Origin of the sequence: Achromobacter sp. Marseille-Q4962 (assembly GCF_943737005.1) — a bacterium.
In the GTDB taxonomy this organism is placed as follows: Bacteria; Pseudomonadota; Gammaproteobacteria; order Burkholderiales; family Burkholderiaceae_B; genus Achromobacter.
The window spans coordinates 22,570-36,033 of record NZ_CALSFU010000014.1 but is presented as its reverse complement, the minus strand read 5'-3'; the positions used below and the strand labels follow the sequence as shown (position 1 = coordinate 36,033).

Sequence of the window (13,464 nt, the reverse complement as noted above, 5' to 3'; positions counted from 1 at the left end):
ACGGAGTTCCCAGTGTCCCACATGGCATTTCGCCGCATGGCTCTTCGCATTGTAGCCACGCTTGCAACCGCTGGCATGGTCGCGGCTTGCGGGTATAAGGGCCCGTTGTACATGCCCACGCCCGACGGCAAGCCGCCGGCGCGCACCCAGCAGCACAAGACCACCAGCATTCCCCCCGCGCCGGTGCTGCCATGAATCCGCCCCTGGCAGCGCTGCCCCAGCCGGCGGGCTCTCCCTACTTCCAGTACCGCAACAGCGTTCTGTATGCGGAGGATGTCCCGCTGGACCACCTGGCCGCGCTGCTGGGAACCCCTCTCTACGTGTATTCGCGCGCCGCGCTCAAGGGCGCCTGGAACACCTACCGTTCGGCCATCGGCCCGCACAAGGTGCTGGTGTGCTACGGCATGAAGGCCAATTCCAACCTGGCCGTGCTCAAGGAATTCGTCCGGCTGGGCGCGGGCTTCGACATCGTCTCCGGCGGCGAGCTCGAGCGCGCGCTCGCCGTGGGGGCCGACCCCGCCCGCATCGTGTTCTCGGGCGTGGGCAAGCAGGCCTGGGAGATGCGCGCGGCCCTGGAAGCCGGCGTCAAAAGCTTCAATGTGGAATCCGAAGCCGAATTGCGGCGGCTCTCTGACGTGGCCTCGCACATGGGCCGCGTCGCGCCCGTGTCGCTGCGCGTGAATCCGGACGTGGATCCCCAGACCCACCCCTACATTTCCACCGGCCTGAAGGAAAACAAGTTCGGCATCGCCATCGGCCAGGCACGCGACGCCTACCGGCTGGCGCACGCCCTGCCCGGCCTGCGCATCGCGGGCGTGGACTGCCACATCGGCTCGCAGCTCACCGACATCAGCCCTTATCTCGACGCCCTGGACAAGCTGCTCGACCTGATCGACGCGCTGGCCGCCGACGGCATCCGCATCGGGCATCTCGACCTGGGGGGCGGGCTGGGCATCCGCTACTCGAACGAAACCCCGCCCTCGCCGCGCCACCTGCTGGCCCCGGTGCTCGACCGGCTGCGCGCGCGCGGGCTGGATCATCTGGAGCTGGTGCTCGAGCCCGGCCGTTCGCTCATCGGCAACGCCGGCGTGCTGCTGACCACCGTGCAATACCTCAAGCACGGCGAGGCGCGCAACTTCGCCATCGTGGACGCGGCCATGAACGACCTGCTGCGCCCGGCCCTCTACGAAGCCTGGCAAGGGGTGCTGCCGGTACGGCCCCGCCCGGGCGCCAAGGCGTGCAACCCATACGATCTGGTCGGCCCCGTGTGCGAAAGCGCCGACTGGCTTGCCCGCGGCCGGGTGCTCGACCTGCAGCAAGGCGACGTGCTGGCCATCGAATCGGCCGGCGCCTACGGCATGACCATGGCCAGCAACTACAACACGCGCGGCCGGCCCGCCGAGGTCATGGTCGACGACGGCAGGTTCTACCTGGTTCGCCAGCGCGAAACCCCGCGCGACCTGTACCGCGGCGAATCGACCCTGCCGTAGCCGGGGCCGCCGCCCCGGGGCCCGCGGTCAGAGCTGCCCGTAGGAGTGCAGCCCCGACAGGAACATGTTCACGCCCAGAAACGCAAAGCCGGTGATCAGCAGGCCCGTCAGCGCCCAATAAGCCGCCATGGCGCCTCGCAGCCCCTTGATGAGCCGCATGTGCAGCCAGGCGGCATAGTTCAGCCACACGATGAGCGCCCAGGTTTCCTTCGGATCCCATTGCCAGTAGGCGCCCCAGGCGTCGGCGGCCCACAGCGCGCCCAGGATGGTCGCCACGGTAAAGAACGCGAAACCGACCGCGATGGCGCGGTACATGATGTCGTCCAGCACTTCCAGCGAAGGCAGCGCGGCCGCGATGCGCCGGCGCCCCAGCAGGATGGCGCCCACGATCACCGCGCCGATGCCGAAATACAGCATCCACGTGGCCGAAAGGCCGTCGGTGCGGAACACCATGGGCTCGGCGCAAAGCAGCACGCCCAGCACGAACAGCGGCGCCAGCCGGGCCCAGGAAGCCGTATTGCCGTGCTGCTTGACCAGGTAGGCAAAGCCCACCATGGCGGCCAGCGAGAAGGTGCCGTAGCCGATGAAGTTGGCCGGCACGTGCAGCTTCATCCACCAGCTCTTGAGGGCGGGCACCAGGGGCTGGATCTGGCCCGCATCGCGCGTGAACGAATACCACAGCAGGAACACCACGGCCGAGGTCACCACCAGCAGCACGAAGCCGCCCAGCGCGCGCGTGGTGTACTTGCGCTCGTAGTAGAGGTAGAACAGCGCCGTGATCAGCGAAAACAGCACGAAAACTTCGTACAGGTTGCTTACGGGAATGTGGCCGAGATCCGGCCCCATGAGATGACCTTCGCGCCATCGCACCAGCAGCCCGGTCAGGCCCGCGAACACCGCCCCCCAGGTCAGCGCCGTGCCCAGCCAGGCCGCCGTGGGGCTGAACACGCCGATCCAGTAGCACACCGTAGCCAGCGCGAAGAGCGCGCTCATCCACAGAATGGCCGACTGCGACGAAAACAGGTATTTCAGGAAGAACACCTGTTCGGCGCGGCCCAGGTCATTGCCGTAGAGCATGACCGCCAGCCCCGCCGACAGCGCACAGGCGATCATGAGCCGGCGCAGCGGGCGCCACAGCCAACCCATCCAGGCCGCCACGGGCACGGCCGCGCAGAGAATCGTCTTCTCGTAGTAGTCCATGGCGCCGCTGTAATGGACCAGCGCGTAGCCCGCGCCCGCCGCCAGCAGCAGGAAGAAGACGAGATCCGTCCAGTCGGGCCGGCCGCGCCGCGCCCGGCCGTCGCCGGTTTCGGACAGGCCTTGCGGCCATTGGGATTCCGGTGTGGAAAACGAAGAGGTGGTGGTCGTGGACATAAATCAGCCTTCCGTCCGGTTCTGGCGCAGCAATGCCTGCTTGAAGCGCTCGAATTCTTGATTGAAGTCCAGTGTACGCTTCTGCGAAGTCATGGCCGCCAGGATGCCGCTGCCGCCGCCCTCGGGCCTGATCCACACCCAGACGCGCCGGTCCCGAATATAGAACATCGCAAACACGCCCAGCACCAGCAGCAGGCTGCCCAGGTACACCGCTTTCTTGCCCGGCGTGCGGCTGACCTGGAACACGCTGGCCTGCACGTGCTGGAAGTCGGCCAGCGACAGGAACACGGGCGCCGGATACACGGCCAGGTCCGACAGGGCCGCCACCGCCAGCCGCGACCACGTCGCCGCCTGGTCGGCCTGCGGCCCGGCATCGGGCACGGGCGGCAGGCCCGCGCGTTCGCGCTCGATGGCGCGGATTTCGTTCATGCTGGCGCCGATGAGGCGGATGACCACGTCGGCGGCGCGCTCCAGGTCGGCGGCCGGCGTATTGGCCTGCAGGAAAGCCGCCACCGCCTGCAACCCGCCCGAGGCAAAGGTTTCCAGCGCGCGTTCGGCCGCGGTCTGCAAGGGCTGGCGGTCCATGCCGGCCGGACTGTTGCGCTCGGCGAAACGGCGGGCCGCCTCGCGGCGCGCCGCCGGATCGGCCAGCGTGGCGCGCAGGCGCATGAACTCGGCCACGGAACCGTCGGCGTCGGCGGGTATGCGCAGGTAGCGGAAAGGCTCCGAGGCATTGTTGCGCACGCCGGCCAGGAACACCTGCGCGCCGTCCAGCTCCACGGGCAGCATGTAGTTCTGGAATTCGTGCGCCTGGCCCGCATCGTCGATCAGGCGGTACTCCACGCTGGGTCCCACGTTGCGCAGGTTTTCGTTCTTCTTGCCGGCCGCGCTGCCCGCCACGGAGGCCACGTGGTCGGCAAAGCTCTGGTTGCCGCCCTTGGGCGCGCCCCCGCTCAGATCCTCCACGTTGATGGGACGCAGCCCGGTGATTTCCACGCGCATGCTGCGCTGGCCGGCGGCGGTGCTGGCCGTGACCTCGCTGGTCTTGCCCACCGCGCCATCCACGCTGAAGGTCTGGCCGCCGCTGCCCACCAGCGGATAACCCAGCAGCTTCACGGTGCTGCCGCCGTCGTCGAAGCTGGACTGGTACACCGTCATGCCCTTGTACCGCAGCGGCTCGTTTACCTCGATGGTCGACGCGAAGGTTTTGCCCGTCTCCGGATCCGTCACCTCCACCTCGCTGGCGAAACGGCTGGGCATGCCGGTGGAGTAGTAATCGACGACGAACTTCTTGAGCTTGAGCAGGAACGGCAGCGGCTGCACCAGCGCGCCGTCGCCCACCATGACCACGGCGCTGCTCACCTGGCTGTTTTCGGGCACCAGCACGCTGGCGCGGAAGCTGGGGTTGTTCACCGACAGCCGGCCGCTTTCGGGCACCTCGGAAATCAGCATGTTCTCCACGATGGGCCGCTTCCCGCCGAACATCACCTGCAGCCGCACGGGCAGCTCGCTGTCGAGCAGCCCGCCGATGCAGATGATGACCAGCGCCGAGTGGGCGAAGATGTAGCCCAGCCGGTTGGCGCTGCCCTTCTTGGCGGCGAGCATCACGCCGTTCTCGTCCCTGCGCTCGCGCACCGCGTAGCCCATGCGCGCCAGCAGGCCCTTGAGCCCGGCGACGGTTTCGGGCACCGTCCCCGGCACGCTGGTCTGCACGCGGTGCGGAAAAGCGCCCAGGCTGCTCGCGCGCACGTGCTCGCGAAACGACTTCGCGTCGCGCAGCATCTTGGGCGCATTGCGGATCAGGCACACCGAGGTGGACACCACCAGGAAGCCCATGATGAGCAGGAACCACCAGCTGTTGTAGACGTGCCAGATGGAGAACTTGTCGAACACTTCGTACCAGAACGGGCCGAACTGGTCGATGTAACTGCTGCTGGCGCGGTTTTGCGGCAATACCGTCCCGACCAGGCTGGCCAGGCAGATGAAGACGAGCAGGCTGACGGCAAAGCGCATCGACCCCAGCAGCTCGAAGAAATCGTGGGGCAGCGTGCGCAGGGAGAGGCGGGAAGATGTGTGGGTCGAATTCATGAAAAAAGGGGGGCCGCGCCATCGGCTTCCCCCCTCGTAGACAGCGCGCGGGCCCGGCGGGTTCCTTGCGCCCCGGTAAGTGGACGCGGCCCGGCCGCGCGCGTTGCGGACATGCGCCTAGCGCAGGCCGGCCGCGTAATCGGCCACGGCCTTGATGTCGGCGTCCGACATGCGATCGGCGATATCGTGCATGGGCGCGCTGTTGGCCCGGTCTCCGCTGCGGAACAGCTTGAGCTGCTCTTCGATATAGGCGGGGAACTGGCCCGCCAGGCGGGGATATTGGCCCGGAATGCCGGCGCCATTGGCAGAATGGCATGCCGCACAGGCGGGCACATTGCGTTCGGGCAAGCCGCCGCGCCAGATCTTTTGACCCAGGTCAACCAGCTTCTCGTAGCCGGCGGAGGCCGGCTCCTTCAGCGGCTGCTGGGCCAGGTACAGGGCAACGTTCTGGATGTCGGCGGGCGTGAGATTCTGCGCCATGGCCGTCATGGGAGTGGGATTGCCTTCCGGGCCGTTGCGCAGCGGCGTCTTGGCGCCCTGCTTGAGCTGGAAATCGGTGAGCTGCTTGGCCAGGTATTCGTGCGACTGGGCCGCAAGATTGGGATTGGCCGGAATGGTGCTGCTGCCCCCGGCGCCATGACAGGACGCACAGGCGACTATCCCGCGCGAAGCGTCTCCCTGCTCGAACAATTGACCGCCCTTGGCGGCATCCGGTTTGGCCGGGCCGGGCGGCGCGTCGGCGGCAAAACCGGGGGAAAGGGCAGCAGCGCCGAGCAACAGCCCGCTCGCTATCAACATCCGGGACAGCACACGCTTCATGTATACCTCGACGAACGCATCGATCAAGGCGCAAAAAGGCGCCCATGCCTGCCCGCACACCCTGGAAAGCCGTAACGAACCTGCTGCAGCTGCCTTGCCCGCAAGGCCGTCGGCGGGAGCCCTCCCGCAATCCAGGCGCTTGCCACGCGACAAAACAGACGGCTCCGCGCACGGGGACCACTGTTGCAAACGCCGGATTATACAATAGGGCTCGAAACCAACCGTATCCGAAGCCCTCCGTGTCCCTCCTGCACCGCGCCTCTTTCCTCACTTCCGCTGCCCGCCTGGACCAGCTTCCGGCCCCCGGCGCGCCGGAAGTCTGCTTCGTGGGCCGCTCCAACGCCGGCAAGTCCACGGCCATCAACGTGCTGTGCAACCAGCGCCGTCTCGCCTTCTCCAGCAAGACGCCGGGGCGCACGCGGCTGATCAACATGTTCAGCCTGCCCGACCCGCTCGACCCGCAGGCCGCGCTGGGCTACCTGGTCGACCTGCCGGGCTACGGCTACGCGTCCGTCGCGCGCGACGAAAAAGAAAAATGGGCCGACATCCTGGGCGGCTATCTGCGCGACCGCGCGTCGCTGGCCGGCGTGGTGCTGCTCATCGACATCCGCCGCGGCGTCACCGAGCTCGACCGCCGCCTGGCCAACTTCATCGCCCCCACCGGCCGCCCGGTGCTGGCCCTGCTCACCAAGGCCGACAAGCTGCCCTACGGCCAGCGCGTGCGCGCCATCTACGCCGTCCGCAAGGAACTCGCGGACATCGGCGCGCTGCACACCGTGCCGTTCTCGGCCACCGAGCGCATCGGCCTCGAAGAGGCCGCCAACCATATCGAGAACTGGATATCCCCGAAGGTCGTACCATGAACCCGCAGATCATCACTCCCGAATTCCCGGTTTCCCGCCCGCGCCGCCTGCGCCGCGACGCCTTCACCCGCCGGCTGGTGCGCGAGAATGCGCTCTCGGTGGACGATCTGATCTACCCCGTCTTCGTGGCCGAGGGTACGGGCCTGCGCCAGCCGGTGCCGTCGCTGCCCGGCGTGGTGCGCTACTCGCCCGACACCCTCATGGCGGTCGCCGAGGAATGCGTGTCGCTGGGCATTCCGGTACTGGCGCTGTTCCCCGCCATCGAGCCCTCGCTCAAGACGCCGGACGGCATCGAAGCCACCAACCCCGAGGGGCTGATCCCGCGGGTGGTCCGCGAACTCAAGCAGCGCTTTCCCGAGCTGGGCGTGCTGTGCGACGTGGCGCTGGACCCCTACACCAGCCACGGCCAGGACGGCGTCATCGACGACAACGGCTACGTGATCAACGAACCCACGGTCGAGATCCTGGTCAAGCAGGCCCTGGTGCAAGCGGCCGCCGGTGTGGACATGGTCGCCCCCAGCGACATGATGGACGGCCGCATCGGCGCGATCCGCCAGGCGCTCGAGGAAAACGGCCACATCCACACCCGCATCATGGCCTACTCCGCCAAGTACGCCAGCGCGTTCTACGGCCCCTTCCGCGATGCCGTCGGCTCCGCCGCCAACCTGGGCAAGTCCAACAAAATGGCCTACCAGATGGATCCGGGCAACCTCGACGAGGCGCTGCGCGAAGTGGCGGCCGACCTCCAGGAAGGCGCGGACATGGTCATGGTCAAGCCGGGCATGCCCTACCTGGACGTTCTGCGCCGCGTGAAAGACGCTTTCCGCGTGCCCACCTTCGCCTACCAGGTCAGCGGCGAATACGCCATGATCAAGGCCGCCGCCGCCAACGGCTGGCTGGACCATGACAAGGTCATGATGGAAGCGCTGCTCGCCTTCAAGCGCGCGGGCGCGGACGGCATCCTCACCTATTTCGCCATCGAGGCCGCCAAGCTGTTGAAGCAGCCGCGCTGAGATACTGAGGCGCCGAGCCGCGGCGGCGCGCCAGACCCGAGCCTGACCGGCGTCCGGCGCGCCGCTTGCCGCGCCAGCCCGGGCGGCGCTACCGCGCCAGCGCGCGATCCAGCGTCGCGGCGAACCGCCGTGCGTCCTGGAAACCGATCACGCGGGCGTCAGCGATCTCCTTGCCACCCGGCTCGAAAAACATGATGCCCGGCGGGCCGAACAGCCGGAAGCGCCTGAGCAATTCGCGGTCTTCCGCATTGTTGGCCGTGACATCGGCCTGCAGCAGCAGCAGGCCCGCCATGCGCTGCGCCACGCCCGGATCCGAGAACGTGAAACGCTCCATCTCGCGGCAGGACACGCACCAGTCCGCATAAAAATCCAGCATCGCCGGACGGTCGCTGGCGGCAAGCGCCGCATCGAGCTCTGCCACGTTGCGCACGCGCTTGAAGCGCACCGCCTGCGCCGCGCCCGGCGCCGCGGCGTCTGCGCCGCGCGCGGCCAGGTGCGCCAGCGGCTGCAGCACATCGCGCCCGCCGCTGGCGGCGCCCGCCAGCCAGGCGGCCGCCGCCAGCGCCAGCAGCAGGCCCAGGCCCTTGCCGAACATGCGGGCCGCGCCGGCTTCCGCCGGCAGCGCATCGAAGGCGCGCAGCATCACGGCGGCCACGATGGCCAGGAACGCCCAGCCGCACATCTGCACCCACACGGGCACCACCGGAATCAGCATCCACCACGCCGTCGCCAGCAGCAGCATGCCGAACAGGCGCTTTACGCCCTCCATCCACGGACCGGCCCTGGGCAGCAGCGCGCCGGACGACGCCCCCACGAGCAAGAGGGGCACGCCCATGCCCCAGGCCAGCGCGAACAGCGCCGCCGCGCCCAGCACCACGTCGCCGGTCTGCGAGATATACAGCAGCGCCCCGGCCAGCGGAGCGGCCACGCAAGGCCCCACGATGAGCGCCGACAGCGCGCCCATGAGCAGCGCGCCGGTATGGCGCCCGCCGGGAATGCGCGAAGACGTCCGCGCAAGCCGGGCCTGCACCGCGGCCGGCATCTGGAACGTGAAGGCGTCGAACATGGCCAGCGCCAGGATGGCCAGCAACGCCGCGAACAGGCCGAGTATCCAGGGCGTCTGCAGCCATGCGGCCAGCCCGGCGCCGCTCAGGCCCGCCGCCACGCCCAGGGCGGTATAGACCACCGACATTCCGAGCACATAGGCGGCCGCCAGCCCGAAACCGCGCCAGCGCGAGGGCCGCGCGGCCGCATCGCCCACGACGATGGTGGAAAGAATGGGAATCATGGGCAGCACGCAGGGCGTGAACGCCAGCAGCACGCCCAGCACCAGGAACACGCCAGCGGTCTTGGCCCAGCCCATGCCCGCAAGCGCGGCGGCCAGCCCCGTGTCGCCCGCCTCCGCCAGCGCGCCCAGCCCGGGCCCGGCGCCCGAGGCCGGCGCGGCGCCATCGGCCAGCGCGTAGCCCCCGGCGGCCGGCGTCAGCCGCACGCTGTGGTCCTGCGGCGGATAGCACAGGCCCGCGTCGGCGCAGCCCTGGCTCGTCACGGTCATCGTGAACGCCTGGCCGCCCGGCATCAGCGGCACGCGCACCGCCACGTCCCGGTGGTAGACCTCCATGTCCTTCTCGAACGTGGGATCGTATTTCACCTCGCCCTGGGGATATGCCGGCTCTCCCAGCCGCGCCGCGCCCGCCGGGCTGATGGTGATGCCGAAACGTTCGCGGTACAGGTAATACCCCGGCGCGACGCGGTAATGCAGCTCCAGCGCGTCCGGGGCGGCCATCGAGGCGCTGAACGCAAAGGCCTTGTCGGGCTCCAGGAACTCCTGCTCGGCGCGGACCGGCGCGGCGCAGGCCAGCAGCAGCATCAACAGCGCCAGCGCGGCGGGCAATCCGGAACGGATGCGAGCGGCCATCGCGACGATCCCGGCAGAAACGCCGGGCATACCAACGGGTTGCGGCATCAGTCTCTCTGTTGCGGCCTGTCGGCCGTTTGTTCACGCACCCAATCCAGGTAAGGCGCGGCGCCGCCGATGACAGGCAGCACGATGATCTCGGGCACTTCGTAAGGGTGCATCTGCGCCAGCCGCGCCACGGCCGCCGCATGGCGTCCGTGCGTGGTCTTGATGTGCATGGGGATTTCCTCCGCCCCTTCCACCGTGCCCTTCCACTCGTAGATGGACAGGCAGGGCGCGCCGAGGTTCACGCACGCCGCCAGGCCTTCCTCGACCAGCACATGCGCGATGCGCTTGGCGAGAAGCAGGTCGGGCGCATTGCTGACCATCAGCACAACGTCGTCATCTCGCAACATGTCGCCTCCCGGATATGGCCGCGCAGGATGTAACTGGGAGTATTTTATCGGTATTGCCGCCCTGCCTTGCGCCGCCGGGCGAGGCCGTTTCTTTCATCATGCCGAGGCCCGCATGTCCGATACCTGTCTGTTCTGCCGCATGGCACGCCACGAGCTGGACGTCCACATGATCCACGAAGACGACCGGCTCATGGCGTTTCTCGACATCCACCCGGTGCGCCCGGGCCACGCGCTCATCATTCCCAAGCAGCACTATCCCTATTTCGAGGACATGCCCGCCGACCTCGCGGGCCGCATCGTCAATCTCGGACAGCGGCTGGCGCGCCACATGAAGCGTCTCTACCAGGTCGAGCGCGTGGGCTTTGCCTTCACGGGCATCCACGTGGCCCATGCTCACGCCCACGTGATCCCCATGCACCATCCGCAGGACGTCACCTCGACCCAGTACATCGTGCAGAAGGACCTCACGTTCACCATGCCGCCCCAGCCCGACGCCGAGACGCTTGCGCGCACCGCCCAGGCGCTGCGCGAGGAACTGCACGCGTCCTGAACCCGCGCGCCCGGGCCATGGCGGCGGCCGCCGTCCGGCGCAGCGCCCGGCCCGCCTGGCGAAAAAAAGGCGGGCCCGAAGGCCCGCCCTTTTGCTTATCTCGCTGCGAGTCTTACTCGGCGGCGCTGTCCTCAGCGGCTTCATCGACTTCCGGGCGGTCGACCAGCTCCATGAAAGCCATGGGAGCGTTGTCGCCCTGGCGGAAGCCCATCTTCAGCACGCGGGTGTAGCCGCCGTTGCGGTTCGCATAGCGCGGACCGATTTCGGCAAACAGCTTCACCACGGCGTCGCGGTCGCGCAGGCGGGCAAACGCCAGGCGCTTGTTCGCAACGGTGGGCTCCTTGCCCAGCGTGATCAGGGGTTCGATGACGCGGCGCAGTTCCTTCGCCTTCGGCAGCGTGGTCTTTATCGCTTCGTGGGTAATCAGCGAAACGGCCATGTTGCGGAACATGGCGAGACGGTGGCTGCTGGTGCGGTTGAGCTTGCGCAAGCCATTACGGTGACGCATGATAAGTTTCCTTTGAATCTAAGGACGGCGTTTCCGCCATCGGGTTGCCGGCTCTTCTATCGGCCTGGAAAAGGCCGCGGTCCGGTGAAAAAACGGTGCATTTTACGACGGTTTCGCCTTGCCGGGCGGCACGCGCCCGGCAAGGCGGGAAGCGCGCGAACGCGCCCCCCGCATGCCTTACGGACGCTCCAGGCCCAGGGGCGGCCAGTTTTCCAGCTTCATGCCCAGGGTCAGGCCGCGCGCGGCCAGCACTTCCTTGATTTCGTTGAGCGACTTGCGGCCCAGGTTCGGAGTCTTGAGCAGCTCGTTCTCGGTACGCTGGATCAGGTCGCCGATGTAGTAGATGTTCTCGGCCTTCAGGCAGTTGGCCGAACGCACCGTCAGCTCCAGGTCGTCGACCGGGCGCAGCAGCACCGGATCGATCTGCGGCGTGCCGCGCACCGGGGCTTCGTACGAGTCGCCGGCGCCTTCCAGGGCAGCGAAGACCGAGATCTGGTCCATCAGGATGCGGGCCGACTGGCGCACCGCTTCCTCGGGCGAGATCACGCCGTTGGTTTCGATGTCCAGCACCAGCTTGTCCAGGTCGGTGCGCTGTTCCACGCGCGCGCTTTCCACGGCGTAGCTCACGCGGCGGACCGGGCTGAACGAGGCGTCCAGCACGATGCGGCCGATAGTGTGGGTGCGGTCTTCCGACAGCGCGCGCACGTTGCCCGGCACGTAGCCGCGGCCCTTCTCGACCTTGATCTGCATTTCCACCTTGCCGGCGTCGGTCAGGTTGCAGATGGCGTGGTTGGGGTTGATGATCTCGACGTCGTGCGGCAGCTCGATGTCGCTGGCCAGCACGGTGCCGGCGCCGCTCTTGCGCAGGACCAGGGTCACTTCGTCGCGGTTGTGCAGCTTGAAGACCACGCCCTTCAGGTTCAGCAGGATGTCCACGACATCTTCGCGCACGCCCGGGATGGTCGAATACTCGTGCACCACGCCGGTCATCTGCACTTCGGTCGGCGCGTAGCCGGTCATCGAAGACAGCAGGATGCGGCGCAGGGCGTTGCCCAACGTATGGCCGTAGCCACGCTCGAAGGGCTCCATCACGATCTTGGCATGGTGCGTGCCGATCGGTTCGACTTCAATGGAGCGCGGCTTCAGAAAACCTTGAGTGGACATGTACTGTGTTCCTTTTCAATACCCTCGGCTCGTTACACCGATAAGGCTGATGGACAGGTAAAGCGGGAAAAGCGCGGCGCGCGGCGCCATGAGAGCAACACCGCCGCCACGAACCGCAAAGCCCGCTCCGCCGTACTGGCGCGGAAGCGGGCTGCTGCGGGACTTGCAAATGCGGACTCGGAAGCCGCCGCCCGGAAAAACGCCTTGCGGCGCGCCGCCGGGGACGGCTCCACGTCGATCAACGCGAGTACAGTTCGACGACCATCGATTCGTTGATGTCGCGGGCGACGTCAGCGCGGTCGGGAGCCGACTTGAAGGTGCCGGTCATCTTGGCCGCGTCGACTTCCACCCATTGGGGGATGCCGATGCTGGCGGCCAGGTCGAGCGATTCCTTGATGCGGGCCTGCTTCTTGGCCTTTTCGCGGACCGAGATCACGTCGCCGGCCTTGACCAGGATCGAGGCGATGTCGGCGGTGTGGCCATTCAGCTCGATGGCGCGGTGGCTCACAAGCTGGCGGGCTTCGGCGCGCGTGGAGCCGAAGCCCATGCGGTAGACGACGTTGTCCAGGCGCGATTCCAGCAGCTGGATCAGGGTCTCGCCGGTGTTGCCGCGACGGCGCTCGGCTTCGGCGAAGTACTTGCGGAACTGCTTTTCCAGCACGCCGTACATACGCTTGAGCTTCTGCTTTTCACGCAGCTGCAGGCCGTAGTCGGAGGTGCGGGCGCCCGAAGTGCGGCCGTGCTGGCCGGGCTTGGAATCCAGCTTGCACTTGGAGTCCAGCGAACGGCGGGCGCTCTTCAGGAACAGGTCGGTGCCCTCGCGGCGCGAGAGCTTGCATTTGGGTCCAATATAACGTGCCATGTGGATTCCCTTTAGATACGACGACGCTTCGGCGGACGGCAGCCGTTGTGCGGCACCGGCGTGATGTCGGCAATGCTCGAGATCTTGATGCCGAGGGCATTCAGGGCGCGCACCGACGATTCGCGGCCGGGGCCGGGGCCCTTGATGCGCACTTCCAGCGTCTTGATGCCGTACTCGAGCGCAACGCGGCCGGCCGTTTCAGCGGCGACCTGCGCGGCGAACGGGGTCGACTTGCGCGAACCCTTGAAGCCAGCACCGCCCGACGTGGCCCACGACAGGGCGTTGCCTTGACGGTCGGTGATGGTGATGATGGTGTTGTTGAACGAAGCGTGAACGTGCGCGATGCCGTCCGAGACGTTCTTCTTGACCTTTTTGCGCACGCGCGAAGCGCCGCTGGTGGAAGCTTTCGCCATAATCCAG

Annotated in this window: 14 protein-coding genes; 5 read left to right on the top strand and 9 right to left on the bottom strand. The window is 67.6% G+C overall.

Translation table 11 applies throughout. The features are described 5' to 3' along the window. The first annotated feature begins 36 nt into the window (after positions 1-36). Positions 37-195: an LPS translocon maturation chaperone LptM gene (gene lptM, locus NGJ44_RS13835; protein ID WP_235489062.1), complete on the top strand. Its 159-nt coding sequence runs from the start codon at positions 37-39 to the stop codon at positions 193-195. Further along, a complete protein-coding gene (gene lysA, locus NGJ44_RS13830) occupies positions 192-1,490 on the top strand; it encodes a diaminopimelate decarboxylase (protein WP_251864255.1) in 1,299 nt (432 codons plus the stop codon). Before lptM ends, lysA begins: the two co-directional genes overlap by 4 nt. Positions 1,491-1,517: 27 nt before the next feature. Here the strand turns inward: lysA and ccsB are convergent, their stop codons facing one another. The 3 genes from ccsB to NGJ44_RS13815 form a co-directional block, all read right to left on the bottom strand. Further along, a complete protein-coding gene (ccsB, locus tag NGJ44_RS13825) occupies positions 1,518-2,864 on the bottom strand; it encodes a c-type cytochrome biogenesis protein CcsB (protein ID WP_251864254.1) in 1,347 nt (448 codons plus the stop codon). A gap of 3 nt (positions 2,865-2,867) precedes the next feature. Next, positions 2,868-4,952: a cytochrome c biogenesis protein ResB gene (locus NGJ44_RS13820; protein ID WP_251864253.1), complete on the bottom strand. Its 2,085-nt coding sequence runs from the start codon at positions 4,950-4,952 to the stop codon at positions 2,868-2,870. Positions 4,953-5,069: 117 nt separating this feature from the next. Further along, positions 5,070-5,771: a c-type cytochrome gene (locus tag NGJ44_RS13815; RefSeq protein WP_152967980.1), complete on the bottom strand. Its 702-nt coding sequence runs from the start codon at positions 5,769-5,771 to the stop codon at positions 5,070-5,072. 239 nt (positions 5,772-6,010) lie between these two features. Here NGJ44_RS13815 and yihA point away from each other — a divergent pair, with 239 nt between their 5' ends. Both yihA and hemB read left to right on the top strand, forming a co-directional pair. Beyond that, positions 6,011-6,634 (top strand): ribosome biogenesis GTP-binding protein YihA/YsxC, encoded by a 624-nt coding sequence (yihA, locus tag NGJ44_RS13810; RefSeq protein WP_053244300.1) that lies wholly within the window; start codon positions 6,011-6,013, stop codon positions 6,632-6,634. Continuing rightward, the gene (gene hemB / locus NGJ44_RS13805; protein ID WP_053244301.1) at positions 6,631-7,647 is read left to right on the top strand and encodes a porphobilinogen synthase; all 1,017 of its coding nucleotides are present in this window, start codon (positions 6,631-6,633) and stop codon (positions 7,645-7,647) included. The genes yihA and hemB overlap by 4 nt, the downstream gene beginning before the upstream one ends. Positions 7,648-7,735: 88 nt before the next feature. Here hemB and dsbD read toward each other — a convergent pair whose 3' ends face one another. Together dsbD and cutA are read right to left on the bottom strand one after the other, a co-directional pair. Beyond that, entirely contained in the window at positions 7,736-9,565 is a 1,830-nt protein-coding gene (gene dsbD, locus NGJ44_RS13800; protein ID WP_251864252.1) for a protein-disulfide reductase DsbD, read from the bottom strand. A 47-nt stretch (positions 9,566-9,612) separates the two neighbouring features. Then, a complete protein-coding gene (gene cutA / locus NGJ44_RS13795; RefSeq protein ID WP_053244298.1) occupies positions 9,613-9,960 on the bottom strand; it encodes a divalent-cation tolerance protein CutA in 348 nt (115 codons plus the stop codon). A 112-nt stretch (positions 9,961-10,072) separates the two neighbouring features. Between cutA and NGJ44_RS13790 the strand changes: the two genes are divergently transcribed. After that, positions 10,073-10,510 carry an HIT family protein gene (locus NGJ44_RS13790; RefSeq protein ID WP_053244297.1) on the top strand — a complete coding sequence of 146 codons (438 nt, stop codon included), beginning with the start codon at positions 10,073-10,075 and terminating at the stop codon, positions 10,508-10,510. 112 nt (positions 10,511-10,622) lie between these two features. On the opposite strand, the gene rplQ is transcribed toward NGJ44_RS13790, so the two are convergent. The 4 genes from rplQ to rpsK form a co-directional block, all read right to left on the bottom strand. Beyond that, entirely contained in the window at positions 10,623-11,018 is a 396-nt protein-coding gene (gene rplQ / locus NGJ44_RS13785) for a 50S ribosomal protein L17 (RefSeq protein ID WP_053244296.1), read from the bottom strand. Between the two features lie 177 nt (positions 11,019-11,195). Then, positions 11,196-12,182 (bottom strand): DNA-directed RNA polymerase subunit alpha, encoded by a 987-nt coding sequence (locus tag NGJ44_RS13780; RefSeq protein WP_053244295.1) that lies wholly within the window; start codon positions 12,180-12,182, stop codon positions 11,196-11,198. A gap of 238 nt (positions 12,183-12,420) precedes the next feature. Further along, complete coding sequence (gene rpsD, locus NGJ44_RS13775; RefSeq protein WP_053244294.1) at positions 12,421-13,044, bottom strand: 30S ribosomal protein S4; 624 nt, start codon at positions 13,042-13,044, stop codon at positions 12,421-12,423. Between the two features lie 11 nt (positions 13,045-13,055). Then, a complete protein-coding gene (rpsK, locus tag NGJ44_RS13770) occupies positions 13,056-13,457 on the bottom strand; it encodes a 30S ribosomal protein S11 (protein WP_006216516.1) in 402 nt (133 codons plus the stop codon). Between the last annotated feature and the right edge of the window lie 7 nt (positions 13,458-13,464).

Bases quoted from the DNA above. Each gene is read 5' to 3' on its own strand.
- lptM (WP_235489062.1), top strand. From the start codon at position 37: ATGGCTCTTCGCATTGTAGCCACGCTTGCAACCGCTGGCATGGTCGCG.
- lysA (WP_251864255.1), top strand. From the start codon at position 192: ATGAATCCGCCCCTGGCAGCGCTGCCCCAGCCGGCGGGCTCTCCCTAC.
- ccsB (WP_251864254.1), bottom strand. From the start codon at position 2,864: ATGTCCACGACCACCACCTCTTCGTTTTCCACACCGGAATCCCAATGG.
- NGJ44_RS13820 (WP_251864253.1), bottom strand. From the start codon at position 4,952: ATGAATTCGACCCACACATCTTCCCGCCTCTCCCTGCGCACGCTGCCC.
- NGJ44_RS13815 (WP_152967980.1), bottom strand. From the start codon at position 5,771: ATGAAGCGTGTGCTGTCCCGGATGTTGATAGCGAGCGGGCTGTTGCTC.
- hemB (WP_053244301.1), top strand. From the start codon at position 6,631: ATGAACCCGCAGATCATCACTCCCGAATTCCCGGTTTCCCGCCCGCGC.
- dsbD (WP_251864252.1), bottom strand. From the start codon at position 9,565: ATGGCCGCTCGCATCCGTTCCGGATTGCCCGCCGCGCTGGCGCTGTTG.
- cutA (WP_053244298.1), bottom strand. From the start codon at position 9,960: ATGTTGCGAGATGACGACGTTGTGCTGATGGTCAGCAATGCGCCCGAC.
- NGJ44_RS13790 (WP_053244297.1), top strand. From the start codon at position 10,073: ATGTCCGATACCTGTCTGTTCTGCCGCATGGCACGCCACGAGCTGGAC.
- rplQ (WP_053244296.1), bottom strand. From the start codon at position 11,018: ATGCGTCACCGTAATGGCTTGCGCAAGCTCAACCGCACCAGCAGCCAC.
- NGJ44_RS13780 (WP_053244295.1), bottom strand. From the start codon at position 12,182: ATGTCCACTCAAGGTTTTCTGAAGCCGCGCTCCATTGAAGTCGAACCG.
- rpsD (WP_053244294.1), bottom strand. From the start codon at position 13,044: ATGGCACGTTATATTGGACCCAAATGCAAGCTCTCGCGCCGCGAGGGC.
- rpsK (WP_006216516.1), bottom strand. From the start codon at position 13,457: ATGGCGAAAGCTTCCACCAGCGGCGCTTCGCGCGTGCGCAAAAAGGTC.